Source organism: Gordonia sp. L191, assembly GCF_030077625.1.
In the GTDB taxonomy this organism is placed as follows: domain Bacteria; phylum Actinomycetota; class Actinomycetes; order Mycobacteriales; family Mycobacteriaceae; genus Gordonia; species Gordonia polyisoprenivorans_A.
This window is the reverse complement of record NZ_CP125996.1, coordinates 2,789,344-2,813,984: the sequence shown is the minus strand read 5'-3', so window position 1 is coordinate 2,813,984 and position 24,641 is coordinate 2,789,344. Positions and strand designations below refer to the sequence as shown.

Here is a 24,641-nt window from a genome sequence, read left to right as displayed (position 1 = left end):
ACCGAGTGAGTATCGACCTGTCCGAATCCGCAGCGACCTCGCCGAATGTCGGTGTGGGCGACGACGTCGTGCGTCGCTATCAGGTCCGCACCTACGGCTGCCAGATGAACGTCCACGACTCCGAGCGCATCTCGGGGTTGCTCGAGGAGGCGGGCTACATCCGGGCCGACTCCGACGACGACGCCGACCTTGTGGTCTTCAACACATGCGCGATCCGGGAGAACGCCGACAACAAGCTCTACGGCAATCTGTCACATCTGGCGCCGGTGAAGGCCGCTCGCCCGGGTATGCAGATCGCCGTGGGCGGTTGTCTGGCGCAGAAGGACAAGGACGCGGTGCTGGGCCGGGCGCCGTGGGTCGACGTCGTCTTCGGCACACACAACATCGGGTCGTTGCCGGTGTTGCTCGAACGCGCGCGCCACAACGAGGCCGCCCAGGTCGAGATCCGTGACTCCCTCGAAGCATTTCCCTCCACCTTGCCGGCGAAACGCGAATCCGCCTATGCCGGTTGGGTTTCGGTGTCGGTGGGATGTAACAACACGTGCACGTTCTGCATCGTGCCGTCGTTGCGTGGCAAGGAGGTCGATCGCCGGCCCGGCGACGTGCTCGCCGAGGTGAGCGCCCTCGTCGACGCCGGTGTGCTCGAGGTGACCCTGCTCGGGCAGAACGTCAACGCCTACGGCATGTCCTTCGCCGACCCGGACACCCCGCGCAACCGCGGTGCGTTCGCCGAACTGCTGCGCGCCTGCGGCGACATCGACGGGCTCGAGCGCGTGCGGTTCACCTCGCCCCATCCGGCGGAGTTCACCGACGATGTCATCGAGGCGATGGCCCACACGCCGAATGTCTGCCCGCAGCTGCACATGCCGCTGCAATCCGGGTCCGACCGGATATTGAAGTCGATGCGCCGCAGCTATCGGCGTACCCGCTTCCTCGGCATCCTCGACAAGGTGCGCGCGGCGATGCCGCACGCCGCCATCACCACCGACATCATCGTCGGCTTCCCCGGCGAGACCGAGGACGACTTCGTCCAGACCCTCGAGGTGGTCGAACAAGCCCGCTTCGCCAGTGCCTTCACCTTCCAGTACTCGCCGCGACCGGGTACGCCCGCGGCCACGATGGACGAGCAGGTGCCGCCGGAGGTCGTCTCCGAGCGGTACCGACGCCTGATCGAACTCCAGGAGCAGATCTGTCTGTCGGAGAACCGGGCGATCATCGGCCGGGAGGTCGAGTTGCTCGTGGTCGCCGACGAGGGCCGCAAGAGCGCGCACTCGCACCGCATGACCGGTCGCGCGCGGGACGGCCGGCTGGTTCATTTCCGTCCCGGGGACCGCGCCACGGCGATCCGTCCCGGTGACATCGTGACCACCGAGGTCACCGAGGCTGCGCCGCACCACCTCATCGCCGACGCCGGGGTGGCCGGGCATCGGCGCACCCGAGCCGGTGACGCGCACGAACAGAGCCGGACCCCGACGACTCCGCCAGTGGGCGTCGGCCTCGGTATCCCCGGCATCGGTCCCGCGCCGGTCGTCGCGGAGGACAACGGCTGCGGTGCCGGGGCCTGTGGGGCCGGTCCCGCGGATCCCGGGCGCGTGATGGCGACGGCAGGACAGTGAGGGACGACATGAGTATCGACGATCAGAACCCGCAGGACTCCGACCGACGCGACGGCGACGACGTCGCGGGTGCGGCCGACGGAGAATCCGCGGCGACGCGTGAACGCCGCGAGAACCTGCGGGGCGACAAGGCGCTCTCGGAACTCCTCGGTCGCGATGTCCGGCGTCCGTCCGGATCGTCGGAGAGCCTTGCCGACCTGGCTGCCTACGAGAACGACCTGCGCAAGGCCGAACGCAAGGTGGCCGGCGAGATCGACCCGGGTGCGCGCGCCATCGTCGTGGCGGTCGCGGTGCTGCTCGCGATGGTGTCGCTGGTGCTACCGCACACCGGGTCGGCCAGCGGGATCGACGTGCTGACGATGTCGGCGAATGCGGTGACCGAGCGGGTGGCGGTGACCTCCCGGGTCTTCGTCTATCTGCTGGTGATCTTCGGGATCGGCGCATCGATGCTCGCACTGCTCACCCGGCGCTGGATCATCGCGTGGGTCGCATTGTGCGGATCGGCCGTCGCCTGCGTTGCCGGGATGCTGGCCTGGTGGACCCGCAACACCCCGGGCGTCGGCGGGATCGAGCCGCCGTCCGGCGTCGGGATCGGGCTGATCCTCGGCTGGATCGCGGTCTTCGTGCTCACCTTCCACTGGGCGCGGGTCGTGTGGGCACGCAGCACCTATCACCTCGCCATCGCCGAACAGCGTCGGGTCGAGGCCGCCAAACGCGAGGAGGCGACCCGCCGCATCCGCGGCCGGACCGACTTCCGTCCACCCACCGACGGTGGCACCGGCGCCTGAGCGGCGGTGACACCAGCGCTTGAGCGGCGGTGACCCGACGCGGGCTCAGAGCTCGTCGATCGCGGTCTGGGCGGCCTGAGCCCACTCGTGCCACTGCGCCGCCTGCTCACGCAGCTTGGCCGCGTCACGTGCCTTGCCGCGCTCCTCGGCCTTGCGGGCCTGCTCTTCCAATTGCGCTGCGCGGTCGGCGAATTGGGCGGCGCGTGCCTGCGCCTCCGGGTCGGTGCGCTGCCATTGTGCGTCCTCGGCGTCGCGAATCCGCTTCTCGAGGGCGCGGGCCCGGCTCTCGAGACTGTGCATCTGCTCCCGGGGGACCTTACCGATCTCGTCCCACTTGTCGCGGAACGCACGGAACTCGCGGCGCGCCGCTTCGAGGTCGGCGGCGGGATCGATGGCGGCCTCGGCGGCGGCGAGCAACTCGAGCTTCGCCTGGCCGTTGGCGGTGAACTCGGCATCGCGCTCGGAGGCGACCGCATTACGTGCGGCGAAGAACACGTCCTGCGCGGCCTTGAAACGCTGCCACAGTGCTTCGTCGGCGTCGCGGGGGGCGCGGCCCGCCGCTTTCCACTCACCCAGCAGTTCCCGGAAGCGGGCCGAGGTCGGACCCCAGTCGGTCGACGACGACAATTCCTCGGCCTGCGCGATCAACTCCTCCTTGCGCGCCTTGGCGCCGGCACGTACCCGGTCGAGCTCGGCGAAATGTGCGCCCCGTCGGCGGTTGAACGCGTCTCGCGCCTTCGCGTACCGCTTCCACAGCACGTCGTCGGTCTTGCGGTCGATGCCCTTGATCGACTTCCATTCGTCGAGGATCGCCCGCAACCGGTCTCCCGACGTCTTCCACTGGGTGGACTCCGCGCCGATCGTCTCGGCCTCGGCGGCCAGTTCCTCCTTGCGGGCGATCGCGGCAGCGCGGGTGGCCTCCCGCTCGGCCTTGAGTGAGTCGGCGACCTCGTCCGCGGTCCCGACGATCGCCGACAACCGCTCGGCGAGCGCATCGACATCACCGATCACCGCGGCATCGGGGAGAGTCTCCAGAAGATGCTTGGCGGCCGCCTGTGCCTTGCGCGGATCGCCGGACCGCGCGGCGAGGCGTTCCTCGAGGATCTCGACCTCGGTTGCCAGATCGTCGAATCGCCGCCCGAAGTGTTCGAGCCCGTCCTCGATGGACCCGGCTTGCCACGATCCGATCTGTCGTTCGCCGGAGGAGGTCTTCAGCCATACGACGCCGTCGGCATCGATCCGCCCGAACCGATGGGGATCTGTGTGCGGCAACGGATTCGGGGTGACCACCGGGATCGGGGCGGACGCTGCCGGTCCCGGTTGGGGACGAGGCCGCGGCCCGGGACGCGGGCCCGGGCGAGGGCCGGGTTTGGGCGCCGGGGGCGAGGCCGCCGGTGCCGTGGTGGGTGCGCTGGTGTCGGTATCGCCACCGCCGGCCTCGTGCCCGCTGGTCTCCGGTGTCCCGTCTGGTCCGCTCATGTGCAGGTGCCCCTTCCCGCCTCGTGGTGCCGCGCGTCACGGCTGCCGTTCACTTCGATCCCCGACCGCGTCAGGCCGCCGGGCTGGAGTCCATTCAAGCAGCTCAGAGTTCATCGCGTGTGGGCTGCGGAACAATGGGTCCCGCTCGTCGTCGGATCGGCGCGGTCCGGCCGGCGACGCCCGCCCGGGGTGTCCACGGTGGCCTCGCGCCGTCGACTAGCGTCGAGCAGGTGTTCACCTGCGCGGTATTCGTCCCGAGTGCGCCCTTGTTGGTACCCGAACTCGCCGGTCCCGACGCCGACGACACGCGGCCGGTTCGCGAGGCGACGCGCTCGGCGGTGACCGCGCTGGTGGACTCGGCCACGCGATGGGTCGCCGTCGGCGCCGACGACACGGCGACCGCCCCGGAAGCCGCGGGACCCGACGCGACCGTCCGCACCGACCGGCCGCGCTGCCGCACCGATGTGGCCGCGACCGGGACCTTTGCGCGTTTCGGTGTCGACGTGCCGGTGACCCTGGATCCCGCCGCGGATACCACCGCCGAGGCGCCGTCGGCGGATACCGGCGCTGACCGGACGCGACTGCCGCTGTCGATGCTGATCGCCGCCTGGCTGCGGGAGCAGGCGGGAGCCGACCGCGTGACGCCGGTGGTGCTCGACCCGTCGGCGAGCCCCGAACAGTGTGCGGCGGTGGGGGAGGAGATCGCAGCGGCGCTGTCGACGGTGTCCGAACCGGTCGGTCTGCTGGTGGTGGGGGACGGTGCGATCGCGCTGTCGCCGAAGGCCCCGGGCGGCGGCGAGCGCGAATCGGCCGTGCGGTTGCAGCAGCGGATCGATGCCGCCCTCGAATCCGCGGATCTGTCGGCTCTGGCCGGCCTCGACGTAGAGGAGTGCCACGCCGAGGGTGTCGGCGGACGAGTTGCCTGGCAGGTCGCGGCGGCCGTCGCCCGTGCGGCGGGTACGCACACCGGTGTGACCCCTGCCGAGCTGCATCCCCCCGGGTTGGATGCAGTTGGGTTGGATGCAGTTGGGTTGGACGCAGTTGGGTTGGACGCAGTTGGGTTGGACGCAGCCGGGTTGGACGCAGCCGGGTTGCGCGCCGAATGCCTGTATGCCGCTGCGCCGTTCGGCGTGGGGTATGTCGTGGCACGCTGGACGCCGAACCGGAACCGATCTTGACCGGCGGTGGTCTGCCGGTGCCGGTGCCGGTTCCGGTGGCGGTGGTGGGTCCCACGGCGGTCGGCAAGTCCGATCTCGCGCTCGATCTCGCCGAGGCCCTCGACGGGGAGATCGTCAATATCGACGCGATGCAGCAGTACCGCGGAATGGACATCGGGACCGCGAAACTCACCGTCGTGCAGCGTCGTGGCATCACCCATCACCAGATCGACGTCCTCGACGTGACCGAGGTCGCGACGGTCGCGCGATATCAGGCCGCGGCCACGCGCGACATCGAGGAGTTGCTCTCGGCAGGCCGGACCCCGGTGATCGTCGGCGGATCGATGCTCTACATCCAGGGGTTGCTCGACGACTGGCAGTTTCCGGCGACCGACCCGCAGGTCCGTGCGCGTTACGAGGAGATGCTGGCGCAGATCGGCGTCGCCGCCCTGCACCGCAAGCTCGCCGAGGTCGACCCCGCCGCGGCCGAAGCGATCCTCGACACCGACGGTCGCCGGATCGTCCGGGCCCTCGAGGTCGTCGAGCTCACCGGTGAGCCGTTCGCCGCGTCGGCTCCGAAAATCGGTGAACCACGCTGGGGTACAAGGATTCTCGCTCTCGACCGAGAAACCGCAGACCTCGACGAGCGGATCGTCGCGCGCACCGCGGCGATGTTCGCCGACGGCCTGGTCGACGAGGTGGCCGGGCTGGCGGAGAACGGTCTGCGTGAGGGGCGCACCGCGCGCCGGGCGATCGGATACGCACAGACACTGGCCGCCCTCGACGGCGAGTACGACCTCGACCGGGCTGTCGAGCTGACCGTGATCGGCACCCGGCGCTATGTTCGCCGGCAGCGTTCCTGGTTCCGGCGTGATCATCGGATCGTGTGGCTCGACGCCGCGGCCGCCGACCTCACCGATCGGGCACTGGCTACCCTGGACCGGTGACGACCAGCGCCTCGACCACCGCCGCCGAATCGATGAGTGGCCTGCCGTTCGTGAAGGGTCACGGCACCCAGAACGACTTCGTCATCCTCACCGATCCCGCGGCCGAGATCGCACTGAGTGCCGATCTCGTCGCCGCCCTGTGCGATCGACAACGCGGTATCGGCTCCGACGGGCTGTTGCGGGTCGCCCGATCGGGTGCGCTGGTCGCGGCCGGGGTGCTCGAGGTCCTGCCGGATCAGGTGTGCCCCGACGACTGGTTCATGGACTATCGCAACGCCGACGGCTCGATCGCCGAGATGTGCGGCAACGGGGTCCGCGTCTTCGCCCATCACCTGCGCGCGTCGGGCCTGGTGGCCACCGACGAATTCACCGTGGGCTCGCGTGCCGGTGCCCGTCCGGTCATCGTGCACTCCTTCGACCGGCTGCGCGCCGACGTCAGTGTGCAGATGGGCCCGGCGAGCGTGGGGGAACCCTCGACGGTCCGCATCGGCGACGATCTGTACCCCGGGGTGGCGGTCGACGTCGGCAATCCGCATCTGGCCTGTGTCGTTCCCGAACTCGATGCCGCCGGCCTGGCCGCCGTCGACTTCTCCCGGGGTGTCATGATCGACCCCGAGGTCTTCGCCCACGGCGCCAACGTCGAACTGTTGACCGTCCCCGAGGCCGTCGATGGACGTCTGCACGCCCGGATGCGGGTGTTCGAACGTGGCGTCGGTGAAACCCGAAGCTGTGGAACGGGTTTGGTCGCCGCCGCGGCGGCCGCGCTACGCCATCGGGGTGAGCGGGTCGGGGAGTTGGTGATCGACGTGCCGGGCGGGCGGGTCGAGGTCCGCATCCTCGCCGACGACGCGTGGCTGCGCGGTCCGTCGGAACTGGTCGCCGACGGTGCATTGCGCGCCGGATGGGACGGTTCCTGACACGACCGGGGCGCGCCGCCGGGACGGCCGGGCGGTCGGCGCCGCCGGGTGCCGCGAAATATTCGTGTGCGCTGCATCGTTGCCGCATGCGACCATGGGAGGCGTATGAGCAACACGACACACACCGCATATCCCATCCCGACCCCTGATCTCCCCGAGGACATCGGTGTCACCGACGACACCGACCTCACCGACGATCAGGGCTTCACCGGGAGTCACCGCACCGACGAGCCGACCACCGGCGAACTCCAATTGTCCGAGCGTGCCTCCCTGCAGCGCGTGGCCGGTCTGTCGACCGAGCTCACCGACATCACCGAGGTCGAGTACCGGCAGCTCCGGCTCGAACGCGTCGTGCTGGTCGGTGTCTGGACCGAGGGCACCTCGGCGCAGGCGCGCGCGGCGATGACCGAGCTCGCCGCGCTGGCCGAGACCGCCGGGTCGGCGGTTCTCGATGCCGTCATCCAGCGGCGCAACGCTCCCGACCCCGGCACCTACATCGGGTCCGGCAAGGCCGAGGAACTGCGCGAGATCGTGCTGGCCACCGGCGCCGACACCGTCATCTGCGACGGTGAGCTCACCCCCGGTCAGCTCACCGCGCTGGAGAAGGTCGTCAAGGTCAAGGTCATCGACCGGACCGCGCTGATCCTCGACATCTTCGCCCAACACGCCACCTCCCGCGAGGGCAAGGCACAGGTGTCGCTGGCCCAGATGGAGTACATGATGCCCCGCCTGCGTGGCTGGGGTGAGTCGATGTCACGGCAGGCCGGTGGTCGTGCCGGCAGCAACGGTGGCGTCGGCCTGCGCGGTCCCGGTGAGACCAAGATCGAGACCGATCGTCGCCGGATTCGTGAGCGCATGGCCAAGTTGCGGCGCGAGATCCGAGACATGAAGAAGGCGCGCGTGACCAAGCGATCGGCCCGCAGCCGCAGCGCGGTGCCGTCGCTGACGGTCGCCGGCTACACCAACGCCGGGAAGTCGTCGTTGGTCAACGCGATGACGGGCGCGGGCATGCTGGTGCAGGACGCCCTGTTCGCGACCCTCGACCCGACGACCCGCCGGGCCACGCTCGACGACGGCCGCGAGGTGGTCTTCACCGACACCGTCGGCTTCGTCCGCCACCTGCCGACCCAACTCGTCGAAGCCTTCCGCTCCACTCTCGAGGAGGTCGTCGACGCCGACCTGCTGTTGCACGTCGTCGACGGCAGCGACGAATTCCCCGCCGAGCAGATCGCCGCGGTTCGTCGGGTGATCAACGAGGTCGTCGCCGAGGAGGGGGTGTCCTCGCCGCCCGAACTGCTCGTGATCAACAAGATCGACGCAATCGACCACACCCGGATGACCGAATTGCGGGCGATGGCCCCCGACGCGGTCTTCGTCTCGGCGCGCACCGGTGAGGGATTGCCGGACCTGTTTGACCGGGTACGGGAATTCGTCGGCCGGACCGACGTCGAACTGACCCTCGCCGTGCCCTATACCCGGGGCGATCTGATCTCGCGTATCCACGAGGAGGGTGAGGTGCTCGCCAGCGACCACACCGCCGACGGCACCCGCATGACGGTGCGGGTGCCGCAGGCCTTCGCCGGTCAGCTCGCCGACCTCGTGGTCACGCGGTCCTGACCGTCGCCGGTGCCGACCGCGTCACGCTGATCATGGGTCGGTCCGGACGGCCTCGGGTGCGGGTGTCGGTTCGCGCAACCCGCTCGACAGGGCGAGTGCGAGAACCGGGATGCAGCCGAGCACGACGAACACGGCCTGCGTGCCCCACCGGTCGGCGACCATCCCCAACAACGGCATGAACAGACCGCCGGCACTGACCGCGAGCCCCAGGGTGACACCGGCCGCGGTGCCGGGGCGGTTGGGCAGATAGTCCTGGCCCAGCTTCACCAGCACGGCGAACGGGATGTTGGTCACCAGGCCGACCACGAAGACCAGGGGCAGTGCCGCGATCTGATGGCCGCACGCCAGCATGGCGAACAAGGTGGGGATCAGCGTGATGTTGCCGATCTGCACGGTGCGCACCATCCCGACCCGGTCGCCGAGCCGCCCGCCGGCCAGCGTGCCGAACACCCCGCCCACCAACTGCAGCGTGAGGGCAAGTCCCGCAATCGAACTCGACGCCCCGAGGTGTCGTATCCAATACAACGCGATGAAGGTGTTGACGCCGAAAGAGATCGTCGAGCGGACCACTTCGACGGCGGTCAAGGTGCCGAACATGCCCCAGCGGTCGACTCCGCCGTGGGCGATCCGCGCGGCGGGATGTACCGCGGTCTGGCGTTGACGGCGCCAGAGGATGTATCCCATCAGCACCGCCGGGCCGATGAACACCGCGGTTGCCCCGACACCCCACGCATCGAGTGCCGGGGTGGCCAGGGCGGGCGCCAGGAAGAAGCCGACGCTGCCGCCGGCGGCGAACAGGCTCATCGCGCTCGCGCTGTCGCCGGCGGCGCTCCGCGCGTCGCGCCCGGCGGGTGGATGGAACATCGCCACGCCGAAGCCGGAGATCAGCAGCAGGGTCCAGACCAGGGCATATGAGCCGGCGAGGCCCGCGAGTCCGGCACCCGACCCGGCCACGACCAGCCCGACCGGCGACATCCACCGCAGCCGATGGCGGTCGGCCAGCAACCCGATCAGAACCTGTGGCAGTGCGCTGCCGAGTGTGGCGGCGAGCGCGAGACCCGAGGCGCCCACATAGGAGTAGTGCCGCTCCAGCACGAAGAACGGTACGGCGGCCGGTACCAGGCCCTGGTAGAAGTCGTCGACCGCATGGGCGGTGGCCCAGATTCGCATACGCTGCCATGCCGATCCCGAGTCGGCAGGTCGATGTGACCCCGGTGGAATCGCCTCGACGGCGGTGTTCTCGATACTCATGGTTCCATCGTGGTTCGTCGACCAGTTGCAGTCTTCCGATATTCTGTCAATCAATGTCGGGAAACAGCCAGCATGAGCGGGTGGTGACCCAGACGTCCTCGCGCGCGGCCGGCGAGATCGTCGAGCGTCACCGGCACACCGATGACCAGCTCATTTACGTCAGCCGTGGGGTGATCGCCGTCGCCACCGATGCCGGACACTGGGTCGCGTCGTCGAATCGTGCGGTGTGGATTCCCGCCGAGACGTGGCACCAGCACCGATTCCACGGCACCAGCCGGTTTCACACGGTGGGCTTCGCTGCAGCCGAACGAGTGCTCGACGCAGACGGTCCCGCGGTGATCTCGGTGACGCCGTTGGTGCGGGAACTGGTGATCGCCGTCGCCACCGATGCCCTCGGCCTCGACGAACTGTCCCGGATCCGCGCCGTGCTGCGCGATCAGCTGCGCAGCGTGCCCCAGGATCCGGTCTCGCTGCCCACCCCACGCGACGACCGGCTCGCGCGTGCCTGCGACCTGGTGCTCGCCGACCTCTCCGTCCCTCGCCCGCTGAGTGAGCTCGCGGCGGTTGCCGGTGCAGGCGAACGCACCCTGGCACGCCTGTTCCGCGACGAGATGGGGGTGACCTATCCGCAGTGGCGCACCAACATCCGGGTGTATCAGGCCATGATCGCGCTCGCCGAGGGACGCTCGATCACCGCGACCGCCCACGACTGCGGGTGGGCCACCCCGAGTGCGTTCATCTCGGCTTTTCGGCAGGCGACGGGCCGCACCCCACGCGCGTACCAGCTCGAAACCGTCCCGGTGCGTTCCTGACCGGCCGGGGTCCTTCGGTGACAGTCCTCTCCCTTTGACGACAATCCTCTGGCGCAATCCTCTGGCGACAATGTGTTGACAACAACGCCATCGGCCACCGACCCGCTGGGGTCGGTGGCCGATGGCGTTGTCAGAGTCCGGTTACCGGGTCACTCGGCGTCGAGGTCGGTGGCGACCAACTTGGCGATCGCGTCGACGGTGGCGGGGTCCTCGGCGGTCACGACCACGTTCGTGCCCTTCTCGGCGCCGAGCGTCATGATCATCAGCGCCGATCCGGCGTCGACCGGCTCGCCGCCCTCGACGGCCAGGGTGATCAGGCCGCCGGCATCGGCTGCGGCCTCGGCGATGATCGTCGCGGGGCGGGCGTGCAGTCCGACGGCGGAGCCGACGGCGACGGTGGTGCTGGGCATGATGGGTTTCTCCTTGACCTGTTCGGATGGATCTGGTGGGACGGGGATCGATTCAGACGGGATCGGTGGTGGGGGACGGACCGCGCGCGGGCGTGACCTTCGATTGTGCCCGCGGCGGTCGGTCGAGGTGGGCGAACCGCGCCATCAGGCGGGGACGGCCTCCCGCGGGGTGGTCGCGACGGCGGTGCGGTCGCGGTTGCGGCCCCACTGCTTGGCGGCGATGACGCACAGCGCCGAGAGAACGGTGCCCGCGGCGAGGGCGACGAGGAACCACCACCAGGCGTTCATGGCGAAGAAGACGAACACACCGCCGTGCGGGGCGCGCAGTTCGACACCGAGCGCCATGATCAGCGCGCCGGACAGGGCACCGCCGGCCATCATCGACGGGATCACCCGCAGCGGATCGGTCGCGGCGAACGGGATGGCCCCCTCGGAGATGAACGAGGCGCCGAGAAGCCAAGCGGCCTTGCCGTTCTCACGCTCGGGTTCGGTGAACAGCTGCGGACGCAGGACCGTGGAGGCCAGGGCCATCGCCAGCGGGGGGACCATACCGGCACACATGACCGCGGCCATGATCTCCAGCTGCGCCGAGCCGCCGACCGCGAGGCCGGTGGTGGCGAACAGATAGGCCGCCTTGTTCACCGGGCCGCCGAGGTCGAAGCACATCATCAGGCCCAACACGATGCCCAGGATGATCGCCGAACCACCGGTCATGCTGCTGAGGCCGTTGTTCATCTCGGTGGTGAGCCACGCCAGCGGCCTGCCGAGGAACATGAACATCACCGCACCGATGACGAGGCTGCCGAAGAGCGGGATGATCACCACCGGCATCAGGCCACGCGCCCACTGCGGCAACGGAAGTCGCGAGATCGCCAGGCAGACGACGCCGGCCGCGAGGCCGCCGATCAGGCCGCCGATGAAACTGGCACCGACGGCCACCGACACCAGGCCGGCGACGAAGCCGGGAGCGATACCGGGCCGGTCGGCGATCGCGAACGAGATGTACCCGGCCAACGCCGGGACCAGCATGCCCATCGCCAGGGAGCCGATCGCGAAGCTCACCGCCCCCAGATAGGTGCCGAGTCCTCCTGCCGGGAGATTCCAGAGCGTGTTGTGCAGCGCGATGTAGGCACCGTCGCTCATCGTCTTGTCGATGTTCTTGTTGGCGATCTGGTAGCCGGCCAACAGGAATCCGAGGGCGATCAGCAGACCGCCCGCGGCGACGAACGGGATCATGTAGCTGACGCCGGTCATCAGGGCCTGCTGAACCTGCTTGCCCAGGCTCAGCCCGCCCTTCTCCGTGGCACCGGCGGCGGCACTGTCGCCGTCGCCGGCGCGCACCACCGCCGCGTGCGGATTCTTCGCTGCCGCAAGCGCTTCGGCGATCATCGCGTCGGGCTCGTTGATGGCGCGCTTGACACCGGACTCGATGACCGGCTTGCCGTGGAACCGGCTCTTGCCCTTGACGCCGACGTCGGTGGCGAAGATGACGGCGTCGGCGCCGGCGATGACGTCCGGGGTGAACGGGGTGGTTCCCGAGGACCCCTGGGGCTCGACGTGGAAGTCGACACCGGCGCGCTCGGCGGCGTACTTCAGCGCGTCGGCGGCCATGTAGGTGTGGGCGATCCCGGTGGGGCACGCGGTGATCGCGACGATCGACATCGGCGTGTCGCTCGTCGGTGCGTCCGGGGTCGACGAGTCGGCCGGAGGGGACTTCTGGGTGGTCACCTTGTCGGTCGCCACCTTCTGCGTTGCCACCTTCTCGGTGCTCGCGGCCGCGGCGGTGCTCGAGGCGGCCGCGGGCGGATTGATCGCACCGTCGACGAGGTCGACGATCTCGTCGTCGGTGCGCGCTGCCCGCAACGAGGCGACGAAGTCGGGACGCACCAGCGCACGAGCGAGCGAGCTGAGCAGTTTCATGTGCTCGGAGGCACCGCCCTCAGGGGCGGCGATGAGGAAGACGATGTCGGCCGGACCGTCGGGGGCGCCGAAGTCGACCTTCTTCGACAGCCGCGCCATCGCCAGGCTCGCCTGCGACACCGATGCGGCGCGGGCGTGGGGGATGGCGATCCCGCCGGGTAGGCCGGTGGCCGACTTGGCTTCTCGGGCGAGCGCGGCGCGCGCGAGGTCGGCGGGTTCGCTGGTGCGACCGGCTTCGCCGAGGTTCTCGGCGAGGTGATTGATCACCGCCGACGGGTCGTCGCCTGCGTCGACGTCGAGATTCACCGTGGCTGCGGTGATGATCTGCTCGGACATGGGTTTCCTTACTGCTCTGTCCTGGTGGGGGTGTTGATGGTGGAGGTCTGGTTCTGGGTCACGGGTGGTGTGTCATGGGGTGGGGGCGGCTCCGGCGAGATCGGTGATCACGACATGGTCGGGATCGAGGTGGTCGGGGCGGGGAGGCTGGGTGCCGGCGAGTGCGGCCGCCGCGGCGCCGTAGGCAACCGCGCTGCGCAACCGTCCGGGCTCGTCGGCGCCCCGGGTCTCGGCGATCAGGTAGCCGGCCAGCGAGGAGTCGCCTGCGCCGACGGTGCTGCGCGGGACGATCGGCGGCGGCGTGGCGAACCAGCTACCGGACTCGGTGGTCAGCAGTGCGCCGGCCGCGCCGAGGGTGGCCAGCACGGCGCCGCCGATGCGGTGCGCCATGTCGGCCGACGCCGAGACGATGGGCGACAGATCACCCTCGGTGGCGGCGCGACGCAGGATCTCCGGATCGGCACCGCTGACCTCGGCGAGTTCGTACTCGTTGGGCTTGATCAGGTCGACGCGTCCGGTCACCGCCGCCGACAGGGGAGCGCCCGAGGTGTCGATGGCGACCCGGTGTCCGCGCGCGATGAGTTGGTCGGCGAGCACGCGATACCAGTCGTCGGCAACACCCGGTGGCAGTGATCCGCATAGGGCCACCCAGTCGGCGCCGGCCGCGCGGGCCAACACGAGATCGGTCAGCGCACGCACCTGACGGTCGTCGAGGAATTGACCGGAGGCGTTGATCTTGGTCGTGGTGCCGTCGGGTTCGGCGATGGTGATGTTCGACCGCACCTCACCGGGCACGGCGAGGGCCTCGTGGCGGAGTCCGACCTGGTCCAACGCGGTCAGCAGCGGATCGCCGTTGCGTGCCGGCAGGACCGCGAGGGTGGTCAGGCCCGCCTCGGCGATGACGCGGGAAACGTTGACGCCCTTGCCGCCCGGCTCGGCGCGGACACCGACGGTGCGTTGTACCTCGCCGCGTTGGAGGGGGCCGGCGATCTCCAGGGTGCGGTCGAGGCTTGGGTTGGCGGTGACGGTGAGGATCATGCGATCACGACCTCGATGCCGCGCGCGGAGAGCACCGCGGAGAAGGTGGGATCGATACCGGCGTCGGTGATGAGGACATCGACGTCGTCGAGATCGGCGAAACCGGCGAAATCCTCTCGATTCATCTTCGAGGAGTCGGCGAGCACGATCACCCGTTGCGCCGAGCGCACCAGTGCCGACTTCACCGCCGCCTCGTCGGGGTCCGGTGTGGACAGACCAAGCCCCTCGCTGACCCCGTTGGTGCCGATGAAGGCGACCGTCGAGCGGAACTGCCGGAGTCGGGACACCGTCTCGGCGCCAACCGCGGCCTGCGTCAGACTACGGACTCGTCCGCCCACCAGATGCAGTGTGGCGCTGGGATGTTCGGCAAGAAGCGTGGCCAGGGGCAGGCTGCTGGTGACCACGCTCAGGCGTCGGTCGGTGGGGATGTTGAGTGCGGCCTGGTAGGTGGTGGTGCCGGCGTCGAGCGCGAGCGAGCCGCCGTCGGGCGGCAGGAAACGCATCGCCGCACGGCCGATCGCCACCTTCTGATCGGCATGGCTGGCCTCGCGCTCGCCGATGCCCTGCTCGTCGACGATCTGGACCAGGCCGGGACGAACCGCGCCACCGTGTACGCGCTGCAGATGGCCGGCGCGTTCCAGGCTCGCCAGATCGCGTCGCACCGTCTCGCTGGTGACCTCGAAGCGCTCGGCGAGCGCGCTCACCGAGGCACGGCCCTTCGAGCGGACCAGCTCGGCGATCGCCTGCTGTCGTTCTTCCGCGTACACGTCTCTCCGATCTCTTTCCGACCACCGACCCCATGTGGGTTTCTGTGGGACTCGGTGTTGATGTATCTGTGTTTACGCCTGTTTGTGTTGACAAGTCAAGGATTTCTTGTAACTTCGATCACAAGAGGTGGTGACGTACCGGTGTTTCACATCCATCGGACGCCTGGTCGGATCACACAGAACGACCGCTCGACCGGTACGACCTGCATCACCGAACACCCGCACCACCGAACGACCGCATCACCGAACAACCGCATCACTGAAGGACGAGGAAAGGCCGGAACCGTGGATCAACAGGTTCGCCCCCAGCACACGCAGACCGAGAGCAGTGCGTCGGATGCCGACACCACGCTGCACGGGACGCCCGTCGTCGGCGGCAAGGCCTACGGGCCGGTCGTCCGCCCGGGCGAGCGGGTGAGCGTCGCGTCCGCCGATCCCGGCTCACACGTGGTGGCCGAGGCCGACCGTGAAGCCGAGAAGGCCCGCTTCGCCGATGCCGCCGCCGTGGTCGCCGCGCGACTGCGTGAGCGCGCATCGCACGCCTCGGGCGCCGCCGCCGAGGTCCTGATCGCCACCGCGGGCCTCGCCGAGGATCGGGGATGGATCGGGACGGTTGCCAAGCTGATCGCCGACGGCACCCCGGCCCCGGCCGCGGCCGCCGCGGCCACCGAACAGTTCGCCGCGATGTTCGCCAAACTCGGCGGGATCATGGCCGAGCGCATCACCGACCTCAACGACGTCCGCGATCGGGTGGTGGCCGAGGTGCTCGGCGAACCCGAACCGGGGGGCCCCGTGCCCGACGAACCGTCGGTGCTCCTCGCCGACGACCTCGCGCCCGCCGACACCGCCGGCCTCGACCCGAAACTGATCACCGCGCTGGCCACCCGGCTCGGCGGCCCGACCAGTCACACCGCGATCATCGCCCGCCAACTCGGGATTCCGTGCGTGGTGGCGGTCGCCGGTCTCGACGAGGTACCCGCGGGCACACCTGTGCTCGTCGATGGGACGGCGGGAACCGTTGTCGTCCAACCTGATCCGGAGCGCGCCAAGGACGAGGTGGAGCAGAGCCGCCGGGAGGCGGAGGCGATCGCGGGATGGAGCGGGCCCGGACGCACCGCCGACGGCGTGGAGGTGGCCATCCTGGCCAACGTCGCCGACGGCGTCTCGGCGCGCGCGGCCACGGCGTACCCCGTCGAGGGGGTGGGTCTGTTCCGCACCGAACTCGCCTTCCTCGATCGGGCCGACGAGCCGTCGGTGCAGGAGCAGGCAGCGCTCTATCGCGAGGTCATCGAGGCTTTCGACGGCAAGAAGGTCGTCGTCCGGACCCTGGATGCCGGCTCGGACAAGCCACTGAAATTCGTCGATCACGGCACCGAGGCGAATCCCGCACTGGGGGTACGGGGCAACCGGATCGCCGCGACACATCCCGAGATCCGTGCCGGACAACTCGACGCGATCGCCCGCGCCGCGCAGGAGACCGGGACCACGCCCTGGGTGATGGCGCCGATGATCGCCTCGGCCGCCGAAGCCGCCGAATTCGCCGCCGAGGTCCGCGGCCGCGGGCTCGTGGCAGGGGTGATGATCGAGATCCCGTCGGCGGCGATCCTCGCACCGTCCATCCTCGCCGAGGTCGACTTCGTCTCGATCGGCACCAACGACCTGACGCAGTACACGATGGCCGCCGACCGGATGTCGGCCGAACTCGCCGGGCTCACCGACCCGTGGCAGCCTGCCGTGCTCTCGCTGATCGCCGGTGTCGCCGAGGCCGGCACCCGCAGCGAGACCCCGGTGGGGGTGTGCGGCGAGGCCGCCGCCGACCCGCTGCTCGCGTGTGTTCTCGTCGGACTCGGCGTCACCTCGCTGTCGAGTGCCCCGGCCGCGGCGCCCGCGGTGGGGGCGAAGCTCGCCGAGGTCGACCTCGAGGCGTGTCGCTCCGCCGCCCGTGCCGCACTGGCCACCGCATCACCGGCCGATGCGCGTACCGCGGCAGCCGAAGCGTTGCGCGGCTGAGCGATCCGACCGAACGGTCCGGCGCGGGTGACTCCGCTCAGATGCGGCGCATCACCGTGACGACCTTGCCCAGGATCGCGGCGTCGTCGCCGGGGATGGGCTCGAACAGGTCGTTGTGCGGCATCAGCCACACATGACCGTCCTTGCGCTTGAAGGTCTTGACCGTCGCCTCGCCGTCGATCATCGCTGCGACGATGTCGCCGTTGTCGGCGACGTTCTGCTGCCGTACGACCACCCAGTCGCCGTCGCAGATGGCCGCGTCGATCATCGACTCGCCGACGACGCGCAACAGGAACAGCGACCCGTCGCCCACGAGTTCACGCGGCAGCGGGAAGACGTCCTCGACGGCCTCCTCGGCCAGGATCGGTCCGCCGGCCGCGATGCGCCCCAGGACCGGCACGAACGTCGGCGTGGGGAGATTCGACGCATTCGGATTGTCGTCGGTGGGTGTGGGATCGCCGTCCTGGACGTTCACCGCACGGGGCCGGTTGTGGTCGCGTTTGAGCAGACCCTTGCGCTCGAGGGTCCGCAGCTGGTGTGCGACCGATGAGGTCGACGCCAGGCCGACGGCGTCGCCGATCTCGCGAATGCTCGGCGGATATCCCCGCTCGCGCACGGACTTGCGGATCACGTCGAGCACGCCCTTCTGGCGTGGGGTGAGCGCGGCCTCGACGGCCGCCGGATCGATCGGGCCGGTCGCGACGGTCTCGTCGGAGTCGTCCGAGTCGGTGACGGTGGTCGCCTCGGGGTCGGACGAACGGCCCTTCTTCTCACTCATGGGGTTCGCATCCTTTCGGTCGGTGCGCACGTCCTGCCGGAGTACGCCCTGGTTGACGGGCCCTGTGGAGAGCTGAACACCGGCCAGGGTAGCCGAGGCGACAGGCAACCTCAAACATGTGTTCGACGTGTCGCGAGAAATTGTCGGAGCCTCGTGGTAGAACTCGAACATCCGTTCTTCGAATGCATGATCGAGACAGGGAGACACCATGCCGACCGTACTTCTGCCCACCACACCGGGCGCCGACGACCTGCAGGTTCGGTCCCGTCGGACGGCCCACCACACCGCCGCCCGCCGCAGGACATCGATGCCGGCCCGCGCGACCGTCGAACACCGCGTGCTCGAACACCGGTCGTCGGAGCCCAGTCTCCCGGAACGCAGTCTCCCGGAACGCCGTCTCCCGGAACGGCGCACGCTCGAGCGCGAGCCGGCACGCAGGCGACCGGCGTATGCGGGCCCGGCCCGGCCCGGTGTACGCCGCGCTCCGCTGGTTGCGGGTACCCGCTGCTCCTCGCCGGTCGGCCCGCGTGTCACCGCGCATCTCACCGCCCGTCGGACCGGTGCGATGGTGGCTGTGCTCACCGGCGTCGCCCTGGCACTGCTGGTCTGGCTGGTGGCCGTGGCCGGCAGCGATTACCAGCAGTCGACCACCCCGACGCCCACGGCGACCGAGGTCGTGCACGTGCGAGCGGGGGAGTCGTTGAACTCCGTCGCGGCGCGGGTGGCCCCCGATCTCCCGCGGCAGGCCGTCATCGAGGAGATCACGAAGATGAACGAGATGACGGGCAGCGGGCTGCAGGTCGGGCAGGCGCTGCTCGTGCCTGCCTACCGGTGACGTCAGGGGCGGACGATCACACGGTAATTCCGCCGCTGTGGGGCGGTATTGTCGGTGTATGCGCTGCCCGTTCTGCAGGAATGATGACACCAAGGTCATCGACTCCCGAGTTGCCGACGAGGGGCAGGCGATCCGCCGGCGCCGCTCCTGCAGTGCATGCGGTCGCCGGTTCTCGACGGTGGAGACCGCCGTCCTCGCCGTCGTCAAACGCAACGGCGTCACCGAGCCGTTCAGCCGGGAGAAAGTGATGCGTGGGGTCCGGCGCGCGTGTCAGGGCCGTCAGGTCGACGAGGACGATCTCGCGCAGCTCGCCCAGCAGGTCGAGGAGACCGTCCGGGCCTCCGGGGTGGCCGAGATCCCCAGCAACGAAGTCGGATTGGCGATCCTCAAACCTTTACGCGACCTCGATGAGGTCGCCTACCTGCGATTCGCGTCGGTATACCGCTCCTTCGATTCCCTCGAGGATTTCCAGCGCGAGATCGACGACCTGCAGGGCAATCTGACCCACGACCGGACCACTCCTGCGTCCGGCGCAGTGTCAGCCGAGTCCGTCCAGAGTCCGTAGCGCCCGCTTTTCCGAGACCGGGTACCGCGTGCCCAGTCGTTGCGCGAACAGACCGACCCGCAACTCCTCGACCAGCCAGTGCGCCTGGTCGTTGACCGCATCCCGCCTGCCGTCGGGCACTTGCGCGAGCCGCTGATTCCAGCGCTCCACCACCCGATCCAGCGCCTGCATCCCGGCGCGATCCCGCGCGGCAGATGCCGGCAGATGCTCAAGCCGTTCACGCGCGGCGTGGAGATAGCGGGGCACCTGCGCCAGATGCTCACGTGGGGTGGCGGCGACGAAGCCGTCGAACACCAGATGGTCGAGCTGTTCGGCGACGTCGTCGGCGGCGAGTTGTCCCGAATAGGTGTCGATCACCCCGCGCAATGCCACCAATTCCCGCAGCACGTCGACCGCGAGGCGCAGATACTCCGGAGCGGCATCGGTCACCGCTGGTCGCAACCGCTGAGCGAGCGCGGCGAACGCCTGGGGGGAACGTACGGTACTCAGCTCGTCGGCGTCCACGAGATCACGGATCGCTCGGCGTGTGCAATCGCCGAACAACCGCGCCGACTCCCGATAGGGGCTCTGGCTCAACGCGATTCGACCAGCGGGGTCGAGTCCGGCGGCAGCCTTCGGGCTCAGTGAGGGAAACGCGTTCTCCAGCAACACGATCACCCCGGCCGCCAGGGCGTTGGTGGCCTCGGCCGTCGTCGCCGCCCGGGCCACCGTGACCCCGTCGGGGTGGCCGGTGCGGCGGGTCACGTGCAGAGTCGGGTATCGGGTGATCGTCTGGCCGGCGACATCGGCGGACTCGCTCGACGGGAGTGTTCCGATGCCCTCGTCGGTCCACGTGGTGTACACCGGCGTGGCCGTCTGCGTGGCGGCGGCGGGTGTCGGTTCCGAGAGCTCGGCGAACGATGAAGTACGGGTGAGGATCTCGCCCTTGTCGTCGATGACCGCGAAGTGGATCCGCAGATGCGCCGGCAGTCGGTCGGGGTCGAAGTCGGCGGGGGAGACCGAGTGACGGGTGATGGTCGACAACTCCCGTGCCAGACCGCGGATCAGCGGCTCCGAGCGCGGGGTCAGCCGTGACAGCGCCAGATCGGCGAAACGTTGGGCCGGTGTCATCGTCTTGCGCAGCGATTTGGGCAGGGTCTTGACGAGTTCGGTCGCCAACTCCGAGCGCATCCCCGGGACCAGCCAGTCGAAGCCGGCGTTGCGTACGTGGGGCAGAAGATCTTTCGGGATGACCACGGTGACGCCGTCGTCGGCCGCGCCGGGCTCGAAACGATACCGCAACTCCAGGCGGGTCTGGCCCTGCTGCCAGACACCCGGATAGTCGGTGTCGGCGACGGCGACGTCGGCCGCCACATCGGCCGCGGTGAGGTCGAGGAGATCCGGTTGCGCCGACCGCGCCTTCTTCCACCATGAGTCGAAGTGCCGCGCCGAGGTCACCTCGGCGGGAATGTGCTGATCGTAGAACTCGAAGAGTTGCTCCTCGGAGATCACCACATCGCGCCGCCGGGCACGGTGCTCGACATCGGCGGCATCGCTGAGCAACCGCCGATTCCGGTGGAAGAACTCGTGATCGGTCTTCCAGTCGCCCTCGACCAGCGCATGACGGACGAACAACTCGCGGGAGACCTCGGGTTCGATCGGACCATAGGTGACCCGGCGTCGAGCGACAAGGGTGACCCCGTAGAGGGTGACGCGCTCGTAGGCCATCGCCGCACCGCGCCGCGACGACCAGTGCGGCTCGCTGTAGGTGCGTTTGACCAGATCGCCGGCCAACCGTTCCACCCACAGCGGGTCCACCCCGGCCACGGTGTGCGCGAAAAGCCGGGACGTCTCGATGATCTCGGCGGCCATGAGGAACGAGGGCGGTTTCTTGGCGACCGACGAGCCGGGGAAGATCATCAGCGTGGTGTTGCGGGCTCCGGTGTACTCGCGGCCCTCGGCGCTGCGGGCGGCGATGTTGCCGAGTAGCCCGGCAAGGATCGCGCGATGGATCGCATCGGCGTCGATCTCGGTGCGTGGTGTCTCCCAGTCGAGGTCGGTGACGATGCCGCGCAACTGCCGATGCAGGTCCTGCCATTCCCGGATTCGCAGATAATGCAGGAACTCTCGTTCGCACATCCGCCGGAACTGGTTGCCCGACAGCTCCGTGCGCTTCTCCTGCAGATAGGCCCACAGGGTGGGGTAGGCGAGGAAATCCGAGCCCGGGACCGCAAAGCGACGGTGTGAGGCGTCGGCGGCCTCCCGGTGCTCGGCCGGTCGCTCACGGACATCGGGCAACGACAATGCCGCAGCAATGACCAGGACGTGCTCCAGACATCCCTCGTCGCGGGCGCCGACGAGCATGCGGGCGATCCGCGGATCGACCGGTATGCGTGCCATGGTCGCGCCGACCGGCGTCAGCCGGGGCGCCGTGCCCGAGTCCGACCGCGCCGTGCCCGAGTCCGATCGGGCTGTGCCGGAGTCCGACCGCCCTGTGCCGGCGTCCGATCGCGCTGTGCCGCGCGACTTCTGGCCGCCGGTGGTGATCGCGCCGAGTTCACTCAGAACGGCCATGCCGTCGCGGATCGCGCGGGCGTCGGGTGGCTGCACGAACGGGAAGTCGGCGATGTCGCCGAGGCGCAGCGCCGTCATCTGCAGGATCACCGACGCGAGGTTGGTGCGCAGGATCTCCGGATCGGTGAAGGCGGGGCGCGCGTCGAAGTCGGTCTCGGAGTACAGCCGGATGCACACGCCGGGCGCGACGCGACCACACCGCCCGGCACGCTGGCGGGCGCTGGCCTGCGAGATGGGTTCGATCGGGAGCCGGAGCACCTTGGTGCGGGTCGAATACCGGGAGATGCGCGCGGTCCCCGAATCGATGACGTACCGGATCCCCGGCACCGTCAGCGATGTCTCGGCCACGTTGGTGGCCAACACGATTCGACGGCCGTCCGACGGCGAGAACACCTTCTGCTGATCGGCGATGGACAACCGCGCGAACAGCGGGACCACCTCGGCGCCCGCGGCGACACGACGCGACAGCGTCGCCGCAGCCTCTCTGATGTCGCGTTCGGTGGGCAGGAACACCAGGATGTCCCCCCGACCGTGTGCGCCCCACAATTCGCCGATCGCGGCGTCGATCCCCTCGAACAGGTCGAGATCGGCGTGCTCGCCGCCACCGGTGTCGTCGCCGGAGTCCGGATTCTCCCGCAGCGTGAGCGGGCGATAGCGCACCTCGACCGGATAGGTGCGCCCCGACACCTCGAGGATCGGCACCTCGGTGTCCGCGGTGGCGAAATGCCGTGCGAAGCGCCCGGGTTCGATGGTCGCCGAGGTGATGATGACCTTCAGGTCGGGGCGACGGGGCAGCAGGCGGCGCAGATAGCCGAGGATGAAGTCGATGTTGAGGCTGCGTTCATGGGCCTCGTCGACGATGATCGTGTCGTAGTGCCGCAGCATCGGGTCCGAGGAGATCTCCCGCAGCAGGATGCCGTCGGTCATCACCTTGACGAGCGTGTCGGCTCCGGAGCGATCGGAGAACCGCACGGAATAGCCGATGGCCTCACCGATGTGGGTGCCCGTCTCGTCGGCGATCCGGCGTGCCACCGAACTGGCCGCGATGCGGCGCGGTTGCGTGTGCCCGATCGCTCCCCGCACACCACGACCCAGTTCCAGGCAGATCTTGGGTAACTGGGTGGTCTTACCCGACCCGGTCTCCCCGGCGACGACGACCACCTGATGCTCGGCGATCGCCGCGGCGATCTCGTCGCGGGCCGACGAGACGGGAAGCTCCGGTGGATATTCGAGGACCGGGACCGCTGCACGTCTGGCGGCGATCCGCTTCTCGGCGCCCTCGATCGCACGGAGCAGGCCGTGCAGGCGTTCGGGCGAGGGAGTTGCGCCGCGTTTGTCGAGACCGAGTTTGTCCAGCCTGCGGCGCAACGAGTGCTCGTCGACGATGCTCAGCCGAGCGATGCGCTCGCGCAGTTCGTGACGATCGACGCCCTCCGGGTGAGCGGTGGAGCGGGCAGGGGAGGAGGACATGATGCCTTCCAGGATATGGGGTGGGGCTGGAGTGGGCCGGATCGCACCGGCTCTTGCCCGCCCCCGCGACTCGCGTGGCCGGAGCCGACCGGCATCATGGTGACCATGGCTGGTTCGCTGTGGCATGGCTTCGCCGACATGGGTTCGGTGAGCACCAACGGTCCGTTCGTCGTCACCCGCGGCGAGGGTGCGCGCATCTGGGATGCGCAGGGCAACTCCTATCTCGACGCCACGGCGGGACTGTGGTTCACCAACGTCGGTCACGGGCGCACCGAGATCGCCGACGCGGTGCGTGCACAGTTGGCGACGCTGGCCCACTACTCCGGGTTCGGTGATCTCACCGCCGATGTCACCGACACCCTCGCCGATCGGCTCGCGGCGCTGGCACCGGTGCCCGGCAGCAAGATCTTCTTCACCTCCGGCGGCAGCGATTCCGTCGACACCGCGGCCAAACTGGCACGTCGGTATTGGACCGAGGTCGGCAAGCCGGAGAAGACCTTGCTCGTCGGTCGCACCAAGGCCTATCACGGCATGCATGTCGCGGGTACCTCGCTGGCCGGGATCCCGGCCAACCACGACGGCTATGGGCAACTCATGCCCGACGCGGAGTCGGTCGGCTGGGACGACGCCAAGAGTCTGCTCGGGCTCATCGAACGGGTCGGCGCCGATCGGGTGGCCGCCTTCTTCTGCGAACCGATCATCGGTGCGGGCGGGGTGTATCTGCCGCCCGAGGGCTATCTCGCCGAGGTGCGCCAGATCTGCCGTGACCATGACGTCCTGTTCGTCGCCGACGAGGTGGTCACCGGTTTCGGCCGCATCGGTGGCGACAGCTGGTTCGCGTCGTCGCGGTTCGACCTGCAGCCGGATCTGATGACCACCGCCAAGGGACTGACGTCGGGGTATGTGCCGATGGGCGCGGTCTTCGTCGCGCCGCGGATCGCCGAGCCGTTCTACGCCGGCGGCGTCTGGTGGCGGCACGGCTACACCTATGGCGGTCACGCCGGTGCCGCGGCGGCGGCGATGGCCAACCTCGACATCATCGAACGCGAGGGATTGCTCGCCGAGGCGACCCGTCTGGAGACTGATCTGGCGACGGCGCTGAGCCCGCTCGCCGATCTGGACGCCGTGAGTGAGGTCCGCACCGGGTTGGGAGCGGTCAGCGCTGTCCAGCTCGCTGATCCCGCGCGTGCCCAGGACGCGGTGGCGGCCATGCGCCGTCACGGGGTCAGCGGACGCGCCGCCGGACAGGGTGCCCTGCAGATCTCCCCGGCCTTCGTGATGAGCACCGCTGAGGTCGGCGACCTCGCGAGCCGCATCGGCGACGCACTGAGCTGAGTCTCAGCGCGCGTCGCTGCGCGCAGTTCGGAGCGCGCAC

19 protein-coding genes are annotated in these 24,641 nt (G+C 69.4%); 11 read left to right on the top strand and 8 right to left on the bottom strand.

The genetic code is table 11. The features are described from left to right. The first annotated feature begins 5 nt into the window (after window positions 1-5). Window positions 6-1,616 (top strand): tRNA (N6-isopentenyl adenosine(37)-C2)-methylthiotransferase MiaB, encoded by a 1,611-nt coding sequence (miaB, locus tag QNM97_RS12555; RefSeq protein ID WP_502875037.1) that lies wholly within the window; start codon window positions 6-8, stop codon window positions 1,614-1,616. 8 nt (window positions 1,617-1,624) lie between these two features. Continuing rightward, a complete protein-coding gene (locus QNM97_RS12550) occupies window positions 1,625-2,404 on the top strand; it encodes an Rv2732c family membrane protein (protein WP_283822977.1) in 780 nt (259 codons plus the stop codon). Between the two features lie 45 nt (window positions 2,405-2,449). On the opposite strand, the gene QNM97_RS12545 is transcribed toward QNM97_RS12550, so the two are convergent. After that, window positions 2,450-3,883, bottom strand: a complete 1,434-nt coding sequence (locus QNM97_RS12545; protein ID WP_283822976.1) for a DUF349 domain-containing protein — start codon at window positions 3,881-3,883, stop codon at window positions 2,450-2,452. A 134-nt stretch (window positions 3,884-4,017) separates the two neighbouring features. On the opposite strand from QNM97_RS12545, the gene QNM97_RS12540 reads away from it, so the two are divergent. The 4 genes from QNM97_RS12540 to hflX all read left to right on the top strand — a co-directional run bounded on the left by QNM97_RS12540 (window position 4,018) and on the right by hflX (window position 8,521). Continuing rightward, window positions 4,018-5,061, top strand: coding sequence for a class III extradiol ring-cleavage dioxygenase family protein (locus QNM97_RS12540; RefSeq protein ID WP_283822975.1), 1,044 nt, complete (start codon window positions 4,018-4,020; stop codon window positions 5,059-5,061). After that, the gene (miaA, locus tag QNM97_RS12535; protein ID WP_283822974.1) at window positions 5,058-5,987 is read left to right on the top strand and encodes a tRNA (adenosine(37)-N6)-dimethylallyltransferase MiaA; all 930 of its coding nucleotides are present in this window, start codon (window positions 5,058-5,060) and stop codon (window positions 5,985-5,987) included. Before QNM97_RS12540 ends, miaA begins: the two co-directional genes overlap by 4 nt. Beyond that, a complete protein-coding gene (dapF, locus tag QNM97_RS12530) occupies window positions 5,984-6,904 on the top strand; it encodes a diaminopimelate epimerase (protein ID WP_283822973.1) in 921 nt (306 codons plus the stop codon). The genes miaA and dapF overlap by 4 nt, the downstream gene beginning before the upstream one ends. 105 nt (window positions 6,905-7,009) lie before the next feature. Next, on the top strand, window positions 7,010-8,521 hold the full coding sequence (hflX, locus tag QNM97_RS12525) for a GTPase HflX (protein WP_283822972.1): 1,512 nt from the start codon (window positions 7,010-7,012) through the stop codon (window positions 8,519-8,521). Window positions 8,522-8,551: 30 nt separating this feature from the next. Here the strand turns inward: hflX and QNM97_RS12520 are convergent, their stop codons facing one another. Beyond that, complete coding sequence (locus tag QNM97_RS12520; protein WP_283823183.1) at window positions 8,552-9,691, bottom strand: MFS transporter; 1,140 nt, start codon at window positions 9,689-9,691, stop codon at window positions 8,552-8,554. A 134-nt stretch (window positions 9,692-9,825) separates the two neighbouring features. Between QNM97_RS12520 and QNM97_RS12515 the strand changes: the two genes are divergently transcribed. Next, the gene (locus tag QNM97_RS12515) at window positions 9,826-10,584 is read left to right on the top strand and encodes an AraC family transcriptional regulator (RefSeq protein WP_283822971.1); all 759 of its coding nucleotides are present in this window, start codon (window positions 9,826-9,828) and stop codon (window positions 10,582-10,584) included. Window positions 10,585-10,733: 149 nt separating this feature from the next. On the opposite strand, the gene QNM97_RS12510 is transcribed toward QNM97_RS12515, so the two are convergent. The 4 genes from QNM97_RS12510 to QNM97_RS12495 all read right to left on the bottom strand — a co-directional run bounded on the left by QNM97_RS12510 (window position 10,734) and on the right by QNM97_RS12495 (window position 15,055). Then, window positions 10,734-10,994, bottom strand: a complete 261-nt coding sequence (locus tag QNM97_RS12510; protein WP_006371172.1) for an HPr family phosphocarrier protein — start codon at window positions 10,992-10,994, stop codon at window positions 10,734-10,736. A gap of 144 nt (window positions 10,995-11,138) precedes the next feature. Then, on the bottom strand, window positions 11,139-13,250 hold the full coding sequence (locus QNM97_RS12505; protein ID WP_283822970.1) for a PTS fructose transporter subunit IIABC: 2,112 nt from the start codon (window positions 13,248-13,250) through the stop codon (window positions 11,139-11,141). 72 nt (window positions 13,251-13,322) lie between these two features. Next, window positions 13,323-14,288: a 1-phosphofructokinase family hexose kinase gene (locus tag QNM97_RS12500; protein WP_283822969.1), complete on the bottom strand. Its 966-nt coding sequence runs from the start codon at window positions 14,286-14,288 to the stop codon at window positions 13,323-13,325. Next, window positions 14,285-15,055 (bottom strand): DeoR/GlpR family DNA-binding transcription regulator, encoded by a 771-nt coding sequence (locus QNM97_RS12495; protein ID WP_208791005.1) that lies wholly within the window; start codon window positions 15,053-15,055, stop codon window positions 14,285-14,287. The genes QNM97_RS12500 and QNM97_RS12495 overlap by 4 nt, the downstream gene beginning before the upstream one ends. A gap of 285 nt (window positions 15,056-15,340) precedes the next feature. Here QNM97_RS12495 and QNM97_RS12490 point away from each other — a divergent pair, with 285 nt between their 5' ends. Then, window positions 15,341-17,065, top strand: a complete 1,725-nt coding sequence (locus QNM97_RS12490; RefSeq protein WP_283822968.1) for a putative PEP-binding protein — start codon at window positions 15,341-15,343, stop codon at window positions 17,063-17,065. Window positions 17,066-17,102: 37 nt separating this feature from the next. On the opposite strand, the gene lexA is transcribed toward QNM97_RS12490, so the two are convergent. Beyond that, on the bottom strand, window positions 17,103-17,843 hold the full coding sequence (lexA, locus tag QNM97_RS12485) for a transcriptional repressor LexA (RefSeq protein WP_208791007.1): 741 nt from the start codon (window positions 17,841-17,843) through the stop codon (window positions 17,103-17,105). 208 nt (window positions 17,844-18,051) lie between these two features. Here lexA and QNM97_RS12480 point away from each other — a divergent pair, with 208 nt between their 5' ends. Together QNM97_RS12480 and nrdR are read left to right on the top strand one after the other, a co-directional pair. Then, window positions 18,052-18,678 carry a LysM peptidoglycan-binding domain-containing protein gene (locus QNM97_RS12480; protein WP_283822967.1) on the top strand — a complete coding sequence of 209 codons (627 nt, stop codon included), beginning with the start codon at window positions 18,052-18,054 and terminating at the stop codon, window positions 18,676-18,678. Between the two features lie 58 nt (window positions 18,679-18,736). Next, window positions 18,737-19,243 (top strand): transcriptional regulator NrdR, encoded by a 507-nt coding sequence (nrdR, locus tag QNM97_RS12475; protein ID WP_208791009.1) that lies wholly within the window; start codon window positions 18,737-18,739, stop codon window positions 19,241-19,243. Here the strand turns inward: nrdR and hrpA are convergent. Continuing rightward, a complete protein-coding gene (gene hrpA, locus QNM97_RS12470; protein WP_283822966.1) occupies window positions 19,217-23,266 on the bottom strand; it encodes an ATP-dependent RNA helicase HrpA in 4,050 nt (1,349 codons plus the stop codon). The genes nrdR and hrpA overlap by 27 nt on opposite strands. A gap of 105 nt (window positions 23,267-23,371) precedes the next feature. On the opposite strand from hrpA, the gene QNM97_RS12465 reads away from it, so the two are divergent. Continuing rightward, window positions 23,372-24,601 (top strand): aminotransferase family protein, encoded by a 1,230-nt coding sequence (locus tag QNM97_RS12465; protein ID WP_208791011.1) that lies wholly within the window; start codon window positions 23,372-23,374, stop codon window positions 24,599-24,601. Window positions 24,602-24,641 lie beyond the last annotated feature (40 nt).

Excerpts from the sequence above, each read along its gene's own strand:
- QNM97_RS12550 (WP_283822977.1), top strand. The coding sequence starts at position 1,625 with ATGAGTATCGACGATCAGAACCCGCAGGACTCCGACCGACGCGACGGC.
- QNM97_RS12545 (WP_283822976.1), bottom strand. The coding sequence starts at position 3,883 with ATGAGCGGACCAGACGGGACACCGGAGACCAGCGGGCACGAGGCCGGC.
- QNM97_RS12540 (WP_283822975.1), top strand. The coding sequence starts at position 4,018 with ATGGGTCCCGCTCGTCGTCGGATCGGCGCGGTCCGGCCGGCGACGCCC.
- hflX (WP_283822972.1), top strand. The coding sequence starts at position 7,010 with ATGAGCAACACGACACACACCGCATATCCCATCCCGACCCCTGATCTC.
- QNM97_RS12520 (WP_283823183.1), bottom strand. The coding sequence starts at position 9,691 with ATGCGAATCTGGGCCACCGCCCATGCGGTCGACGACTTCTACCAGGGC.
- QNM97_RS12515 (WP_283822971.1), top strand. The coding sequence starts at position 9,826 with ATGTCGGGAAACAGCCAGCATGAGCGGGTGGTGACCCAGACGTCCTCG.
- QNM97_RS12510 (WP_006371172.1), bottom strand. The coding sequence starts at position 10,994 with ATGCCCAGCACCACCGTCGCCGTCGGCTCCGCCGTCGGACTGCACGCC.
- QNM97_RS12505 (WP_283822970.1), bottom strand. The coding sequence starts at position 13,250 with ATGTCCGAGCAGATCATCACCGCAGCCACGGTGAATCTCGACGTCGAC.
- QNM97_RS12500 (WP_283822969.1), bottom strand. The coding sequence starts at position 14,288 with ATGATCCTCACCGTCACCGCCAACCCAAGCCTCGACCGCACCCTGGAG.
- lexA (WP_208791007.1), bottom strand. The coding sequence starts at position 17,843 with ATGAGTGAGAAGAAGGGCCGTTCGTCCGACCCCGAGGCGACCACCGTC.
- QNM97_RS12480 (WP_283822967.1), top strand. The coding sequence starts at position 18,052 with ATGCCGACCGTACTTCTGCCCACCACACCGGGCGCCGACGACCTGCAG.
- nrdR (WP_208791009.1), top strand. The coding sequence starts at position 18,737 with ATGCGCTGCCCGTTCTGCAGGAATGATGACACCAAGGTCATCGACTCC.
- hrpA (WP_283822966.1), bottom strand. The coding sequence starts at position 23,266 with ATGTCCTCCTCCCCTGCCCGCTCCACCGCTCACCCGGAGGGCGTCGAT.
- QNM97_RS12465 (WP_208791011.1), top strand. The coding sequence starts at position 23,372 with ATGGCTGGTTCGCTGTGGCATGGCTTCGCCGACATGGGTTCGGTGAGC.